Source organism: Pseudomonas sp. GXM4, from assembly GCF_008923895.1.
Taxonomy (GTDB): Bacteria; Pseudomonadota; Gammaproteobacteria; order Pseudomonadales; family Pseudomonadaceae; genus Aquipseudomonas; species Aquipseudomonas atacamensis.
This window is the reverse complement of record NZ_WBRZ01000272.1, coordinates 1-7,236: the sequence shown is the minus strand read 5'-3', so window position 1 is coordinate 7,236 and position 7,236 is coordinate 1. Positions and strand designations below refer to the sequence as shown.

Genomic DNA, 7,236 nt, shown 5'->3' with positions numbered 1-7,236 from the left:
AGGGACAGTGTTGTGCTCGGAAATGAGGATCAGGTCAGGCTGTCTTGCAGATGTCCGCGCAGCGCTTGCAGCTCGGCCTGCAACTTCTGCAGGCGTTCAAGGGTGAAGCCACTGGCGCCAAGAATGCACTGCGGCACGGTCTGCGCCTTGTCACGCAAGGCGCGGCCTGCTGCGGTCAGTTCGACAATCACCACCCGCTCATCTTCGCGACTGCGGGTGCGGCTGAGCAGGCCTTCGGCTTCCAGGCGTTTGAGCAATGGCGTCAGCGATCCCGGATCGGTCAGCAGGCGTGCGCTGATTTCTCCGACAGTCAGACCGTCCTTCTCCCACAACACCATCATCGCCAGATACTGCGGATAGGTCAGGCCCAGCGCCTGCAACAGCGGCTTGTAGACCTTGGTCATCATCAGCGAGGTCGAGTGCAGGGCGAAGCACGCCTGATTGTCGAGCAGAAGGTCGTCGCAGTTGTCGCGTTCGCAAGTCATTGTCAAAGCCTTGATCGTTGATCGTTTTTTAATCTAGCGCTCGAATCTTTAAGGCGCCAGATAAATATGTCCGGCGTCAGTGCCGGGCGAATTGCCGTTGCAACGCCAGATCCCACGGTGGCACCGGGCTGAAGCGGGTTTTCAGATATTCCAGCAACAACCGACTGCGCGAATGGACCTGCTGTTCCATGCGCAGCGCGTAAATGCCGGTGGACTCCGGAGGCGGCAGGCCATTTTCACAAAACAGCGGCACCAGCTCGCCACGCAGCAGGTATTCGCTGGCCAGCCAGGTCGGCAAGTGTGCGACGCCCAGACCCGCCGCCGCGCCACACGCCAGAGCTTCGGCATTGTTGGCGCTCAGACGCACCCGCGATGGCCGGTGCAATTGCATTTGCCCGTCCACTTCGAATTTCCAGGCAAACGGCGGCGCAAGGCCTTCCCAGTCGAGCCCGTCGTGTTCACTCAACTGCGCCGGATGCTCGGGCACGCCGCGCTGCTTGAGATATTCAGGGCTGGCGCAGGCGACGCGGACCATGCTCGCCAATGGCGTGGCGACCAGGCGCGAGTCAGCCAACTGGCCGGTACGCAGCACCAGATCGACCTTGCCCAGGCTGCTGCCGGCCATGTCGCTGAAGCTGTCGATCAGGTGCATCTGCACATCCAGTCCCGGATACAGCAGGAGAAAATCGGCAATCACCGGCGCCAGATGCCGCCGCCCGAAGGCTGCTGGCGCATCGATGCGGATCAGGCCTTCCGGCGCGCTGCTCAACGATACCGCCTCGGCGCGTGCCAGTTGCAACTCGGCGATGATCCGCCGCGCCCGTTCGGCAAAGGCCAGGCCGGCCGAAGTCGGCAGCACGGCATGGGTGCTGCGCACGAACAGCTGACTGCCGACGGCACTTTCCAGGCTGTCGATGCGCCGGGCTACGGCGGAAGGTGTCAGCGGATGGCGGCGCGACGCGGCAGAAAAACTGCCACTCTCCAGCACATCGAGAAACAGGCCGAGCTGATCGGTCAATTGGTTGGGATTCATGGAAATCACGCTTGTGCAGAATCGGCATAGCCATTGTGCGTTGCTATGCGTTTCCCCGCTAGGCGCGAGTGCGTAGCATTGGCCGCCTGTCGTTAGAGGATTACCGTTGTGATGGATTTTCTGTTGTACCTGCTGTTTGGCGCCGCCCTTGGCACATTGGGCGGGATCTTTGGCATTGGCGGTGGCTTGATTGCGATTCCGTTGCTTGGCGTGTGGTTTGGGCTTGATCAGCAGATCGCCCAAGGCACGGCGCTGGTGATGGTGGTACCGAACGTGATGCTGGCGCTGTGGCGTTATCACCAGCGCAATCGCATCGAATTGCGCCATGCGCTGCCGCTGGCGGTGATGGGTTTCTGCTTTGCCTGGCTCGGCTCGATCTGGGCGGTGGGCATCGATGCGCAGACCATGCGCATCGGGTTTGTCGCCTTTCTGGTGGCGCTGTCGGCCTACAACCTGTTGAAGATGTTCGGCCCGCGCCCAGCGCCGACTGCCGAGATGCGCCATTCGTGGCCGTGGCTGGGCGTGCTTGGCGCCGCCTCGGGGACCATGGGCGGTCTGTTCGGCGTCGGCGGCGCGGTGGTGGCGACGCCGGTGCTGACCAGCCTGTTCGGCACCAGCCAAGTGGTCGCTCAGGGCTTGTCGCTGGCGCTGGCCTTGCCGAGCACTGGTGTAACCCTGGTGACCTACGCCGTGCACCATGAAGTCGACTGGATGATCGGTCTGCCTCTGGCGGCCGGTGGTCTGCTCAGCATCAGTTGGGGCGTGAAAGTTGCCCACGCCATGCCGGAAAAACTCCTGCGCGGGCTGTTCTGCGGCTTCCTCGTGCTGTGTGCGGTGATGCTCGCGTTTAAAGTTTGAAGCCCTCGACAATGTGCTCGGCCAGGCACTCGGTGATCGGCGACGGGTTGTTCAGATTGCGGATCAGCATGATGCTCGCCTCGGGCAGCAGCGGCAGGTCTTCGGCGGCGCCAAGGATGCGCATGTCCGGGGTGATCAGGCTCTCCAGTTGCGCGGTGATCGCCAGCCCCGCGCTGACTACCGCCATCAGCGCCGACAGGCTGCTGCTGTTGTAGGCGATGCGGTAATCGCGGCCCATCGCGTCCAGCGCATTGCACGCCCACAGGCGGCAGAAACAATCACTGTTGAACATCGCCAGGGGCAGCGGCGTCTGTTCGTGGGCGCTGAAGTTCTGCGCCTCGGCCCAGACAAAGCGCTCCTTGCGCAGCAACTGGCCGATCTCGTTGCCCGGCTCACGGGTGACGATCGACAAGTCCAGATCAGTGCGCTGCAACAGTTGTTTGGTCGATTCGCAATGCACTTCGATCTGGATCAGCGGATAGAACTGCGCGAACCGCGACAGGATCCCTGGCAGAAAACGCATCACATAATCATCCGGCGTACCGATGCGCACGGTGCCGACCATGTGCGGCTCGCGCAGAGTGTTGAACACCTCACTGTGCAGTTTGAGGATGCGCCGCGCGTAACCGAGCAGCACCTGGCCTTCAGCCGTCAGGCGCACCTGACGGCCATCGCGCTCGAACAGCTGGCGCTGCAACACGTCTTCTTCCAGACGTTTCATCTGCATGCTCACCGCCGACTGGGTGCGGTTGACCATCTCGCCAGCACGGGTGAAACCGCCCTGATCGGCAATCGCGACAAAGGTGCGCAGGACATCGGTATCGATACTGGGGTAGGCGGACAATTGATGAATCTCCGTGATGCATGCCATCAGAAACATTCGTTGGATTGATCTTAGCGCCGGCGCGAGACTTGAGCCATCCACAAAAGGAGGCAATACGATGAAAGGTCAAAGAGAGTATGCAAGCCAAGAACAGCTGTCCGGCCATGGCCATATCGTGTCCGATCTGCTGCACAAATTCAGCCGTTGGTATGAGCTGCATCGTGAACGGGAAATGCTCGCCGGTCTGAGCGATGAGGCGCTGAAGGACATCGGCATCAGCCGCGCCGATGTCGAACACGAAACCGTGCGGCCGTTCTGGGACGACCCGATGCATAAATGATGAGGCTATCGCTACACAAACCCCTTTCAGGTGAGGTAGGTTGCGAGCAGACATGGAGGAATAAATGCCCGCGACAGTGTCCTTTTCCCTCAAACAGGCGCGACGTCTGGCGCTGGCTGCCCAAGGGTTCAACGGGCGCCAGCCGCCGAACGTCAATGCCAGTCATCTCAACCGGCTGATCGAACGGCTGGGCCTGCTGCAAATCGATTCCGTCAACGCCGTGGTGCGCTCGCACTACCTGCCGCTGTTTTCCCGTCTCGGTTCCTACCACTCTGACTTGCTCGACCAAGCTGCCTGGAGTTCGGGGCGTCGGCGCACGCTGTTCGAATACTGGGGCCATGAAGCGTCGCTGTTGCCGCTGTCGATGTACCCGTTGCTGGGCTGGCGTATGCAACGGGCCAAGCGTGGCGAAGACATCTATCAGCAATTGGCGAGGTTTGGTCGCGAACAACAGGAAACCATTCGCCGCGTGCTGACTGCGGTTGAGGAGCGGGGCGCGCTGGGTGCCGGCAGTCTGTCGACCCGCGAAGACAAGGCCGGGCCATGGTGGGACTGGAGTGCCGAGAAACATGCGCTGGAATGGTTGTTCGCCGCTGGTGAAGTCACAGTGGCGGGGCGACGCGGTTTCGAGCGCTTGTACGATTTGCCCGAGCGGGTGATTCCTCCTGCGATCCTGCAACAGCCCACGCCGGACGAGACCGAGGCGCAACGCAGTTTGCTCTTGCATGCGGCGCAAGCATTGGGCGTTGGTACGGAAAAAGACCTGCGTGACTACTTTCGCCTGAACCCTGCGGATGCGCGGCGGCGTCTGGCGGAGTTGGTTGAAGCTGGTCAATTGCAGATGTGTGAAATCGCCGACTGGCGGCAGATCGCCTATTGCCTGCCGGAGCCCAAAGTGCCGCGCAAGGTCATTGCCAGTGCGCTGCTGTCGCCGTTCGATTCGCTGATCTGGGAGCGCAGCCGCACTGAGCGCCTGTTCGATTTCCGCTATCGCCTGGAAATCTACACACCGCAGCCCAAGCGGGTTTACGGCTATTACGTGCTGCCGTTTTTGCACAACGAGCGGATCGCCGCGCGAGTTGATCTGCGCGCCGAACGGGCGGCAGGGCAGTTGGCGGTGCATGCGGTGCACGAGGAAGAACCGGGGCTGGACGAGGAGGGCATGCTGGCGCTGGCGCTGAATTTGCGGCGGATGGCGGGTTGGCTGGGGCTTGAGCGGGTGCAGTTGAATTGTCAGCGCGAGAGTGCGGCTCGGCTTGGGGTGGCATTGGCGCAGATCGGGTGCGACTGAGCTGACGCCATCGCCGGCAAGCCAGACTCCCACAGGTTCTGTGCCGGATACATAAATTGCATACGACACGAACCCTGTGGGAGCGGGCTTGCCCGCGAAGAGGCCAGTTCAGGCAATAAAGAACGCCAACCTCATCGCCGAACCTGCTTCAGGGTCTCGGCAATCAAAAACGCCAATTCCAGCGACTGGTCGGCATTCATCCGCGGATCGCAGTGGGTGTGATAACGATCGGACAAGCCATCCTCGGTAATCGGCCGCGCGCCGCCGATGCACTCGGTGACGTTCTGTCCGGTCATCTCGATATGAATGCCGCCGGCATAACTGCCTTCCGCTTCGTGCACCTGGAAGAACTGCTTCACCTCGCCAAGGATCTGCGCGAAGTCACGGGTCTTGTAGCCGCTGCTGGCCTTGATGGTGTTGCCGTGCATCGGGTCGGAGCTCCACAGCACCTGCTTGCCTTCGCGCTGGACCGCGCGGATCAGTGCCGGCAGATGATCGCCGACCTTGTTCGCACCCATCCGCGCGATCAGGTTCAAGCGGCCCGGATCGTTGTCCGGGTTGAGCACGTCGATCAGGCGGATCAGGTCATCAGGGTTCATGCTCGGGCCGACTTTGACCCCGATCGGGTTGTTCACCCCGCGCAGGAATTCAACGTGCGCGCCGTCGAGCTGACGCGTGCGGTCGCCGATCCACAGCATGTGCGCCGAGCAATCGTAGTAATCGTTGGTCAGGCTGTCACGGCGGACGAAGGCTTCTTCGTAGTTCAGCAGCAGCGCTTCGTGGGCTGTGAAGAAACTGGTTTCGCGCAGTTGCGGCGAGCTGTCCATGCCGCAGGCGCGCATGAACGCGAGGGTTTCATCGATGCGGTCGGCGAGGTGGCTGTACTTCTCGGCCAGCGCCGAGTTGGCGATGAAATCCAGGTTCCACTTGTGCACTTGGTGCAGGTCGGCGAAACCGCCCTGGGCGAAAGCGCGCAACAGGTTCAAGGTTGCTGTGGACTGATGATAGGACTGCAGCAAACGCTCCGGATCGGGCACGCGGCTCTTTTCGTCGAAGCCGATACCGTTGACGATGTCGCCACGGTAGGCCGGCAGGGTTACGCCGCCGATGGTTTCGTCGTTGGCCGAACGCGGTTTGGCGAACTGGCCGGCCATGCGCCCGACCTTGACCACCGGGCAGCCAGCGGCGAAGGTCATGACGATTGCCATTTGCAGCAACACTTTGAAGGTGTCGCGGATCTTCGCGGCGGAGAATTCGGCGAAACTTTCCGCGCAGTCGCCGCCCTGCAACAGGAACGCGCGGCCCTGAGTGACTTCGGCAAACTGCCGGCGCAGCTCGCGCGCTTCGCCGGCGAACACCAGCGGCGGATAGCTGGCCAGGGTTTGCTCGACCTGGCGCAGGTGCGCGGCGTCGGGGTATTGCGGTTGTTGCTGGATCGGCAGGGCGCGCCAGCTGTCAGGGCTCCACGGTTGGCTCATCACGGTCTCGAAGTTCATACGCAGGGAAGCGCCATGTTAGCAGCAATTAGTGCGTGACCTGCTCCCGCCCCATCGCCGACAATCGCCGCTTTGCCACGGCGCCACAGCGGTGCCATCGCGTCACCGCGCCCGGTGACCATCAGGAGACGAAATGACTGAGGAGCGCGTCGAGCATCTGCTCGCCGAAGTACAGGATGAGTTCGGCGTGATTCGCGTGCTGGAAGTGGCCGATTACCGCTTTCTCGAGTTCGGCGATGCGATCGAGCAGAGCTGCGTGTTCACTGCCGACCCGAGCTGGCTGGAGTACGACTACACCCGCGCCATGCTGATCGGCGCGCTGTGCCACGAGCAGCCGGAGAGCGCGCTGTTTCTCGGTTTGGGTGCGGGCACGCTGACCCAGGCTTGCCTGAAGTTTCTGCCGCTGGAAGACGTCGAGGCCATCGAACTGCGCCCGGACGTGCCGCGCCTGGCCATCGAATATCTCGGTCTGGATGATGATCCGCGGTTGTACATCCGCGTCGGCGATGCGCTGGAATTGCTGCCGACTGCCGAGCCGGCGGATCTGATTTTCGTCGACCTCTATACCGATGTTGGTCCCGGTGTCGGGCATCTGGCCTGGAGTTTTCTCGGCGATTGTCAGAAGCGCCTGAATCCGGGCGGCTGGCTGGTGATCAACCAGTGGGCCACCGACGATGGCAAACCGCTGGGCGCGGCATTGTTGCGCGGGCTCTATCACCGGCATTACTGGGAGTTGCCGGTGAAGGAGGGCAACGTGATTCTGATCGTTCCGGCGGATCTCGATCAGGCGCTGGACATGCAGGCGCTGACCCAACGAGCCGAAGCGCTGGCGCCGCAGCTGGGTTATTCGTTGCAGTCGTTGATCAACGCGATTCGCCCGGCGACCTGAGCCGGCAGTACCGCCCCCTTC

8 protein-coding genes are annotated in these 7,236 nt (G+C 62.1%); 4 read left to right on the top strand and 4 right to left on the bottom strand.

Going from position 1 to position 7,236, the window contains the following annotated elements; all coding sequences use genetic code 11:
* Positions 1-29 precede the first annotated feature (29 nt).
* Complete coding sequence (locus F8N49_RS23475) at positions 30-485, bottom strand: MarR family winged helix-turn-helix transcriptional regulator (protein ID WP_024013772.1); 456 nt, start codon at positions 483-485, stop codon at positions 30-32.
* A 76-nt stretch (positions 486-561) separates the two neighbouring features.
* The gene (locus F8N49_RS23470; protein WP_151552787.1) at positions 562-1,518 is read right to left on the bottom strand and encodes a LysR substrate-binding domain-containing protein; all 957 of its coding nucleotides are present in this window, start codon (positions 1,516-1,518) and stop codon (positions 562-564) included.
* Positions 1,519-1,629: 111 nt separating this feature from the next.
* On the opposite strand from F8N49_RS23470, the gene F8N49_RS23465 reads away from it, so the two are divergent.
* Positions 1,630-2,376, top strand: a complete 747-nt coding sequence (locus tag F8N49_RS23465; RefSeq protein ID WP_279290613.1) for a sulfite exporter TauE/SafE family protein — start codon at positions 1,630-1,632, stop codon at positions 2,374-2,376.
* Here F8N49_RS23465 and F8N49_RS23460 read toward each other — a convergent pair.
* A complete protein-coding gene (locus tag F8N49_RS23460; protein WP_174823892.1) occupies positions 2,366-3,220 on the bottom strand; it encodes a LysR substrate-binding domain-containing protein in 855 nt (284 codons plus the stop codon). The two genes, F8N49_RS23465 and F8N49_RS23460, sit on opposite strands and share 11 nt — an antisense overlap.
* A gap of 97 nt (positions 3,221-3,317) precedes the next feature.
* On the opposite strand from F8N49_RS23460, the gene F8N49_RS23455 reads away from it, so the two are divergent.
* Together F8N49_RS23455 and F8N49_RS23450 are read left to right on the top strand one after the other, a co-directional pair.
* Positions 3,318-3,539, top strand: a complete 222-nt coding sequence (locus F8N49_RS23455; RefSeq protein ID WP_016770864.1) for a DUF1127 domain-containing protein — start codon at positions 3,318-3,320, stop codon at positions 3,537-3,539.
* Between the two features lie 64 nt (positions 3,540-3,603).
* Positions 3,604-4,830 (top strand): winged helix-turn-helix domain-containing protein, encoded by a 1,227-nt coding sequence (locus tag F8N49_RS23450; protein ID WP_071173121.1) that lies wholly within the window; start codon positions 3,604-3,606, stop codon positions 4,828-4,830.
* A 131-nt stretch (positions 4,831-4,961) separates the two neighbouring features.
* On the opposite strand, the gene F8N49_RS23445 is transcribed toward F8N49_RS23450, so the two are convergent.
* Entirely contained in the window at positions 4,962-6,308 is a 1,347-nt protein-coding gene (locus F8N49_RS23445; protein WP_038861070.1) for a class II 3-deoxy-7-phosphoheptulonate synthase, read from the bottom strand.
* A 151-nt stretch (positions 6,309-6,459) separates the two neighbouring features.
* Between F8N49_RS23445 and F8N49_RS23440 the strand changes: the two genes are divergently transcribed.
* Positions 6,460-7,215 (top strand): spermidine synthase, encoded by a 756-nt coding sequence (locus F8N49_RS23440; RefSeq protein WP_024013768.1) that lies wholly within the window; start codon positions 6,460-6,462, stop codon positions 7,213-7,215.
* The last annotated feature ends 21 nt before the right edge of the window (positions 7,216-7,236 follow it).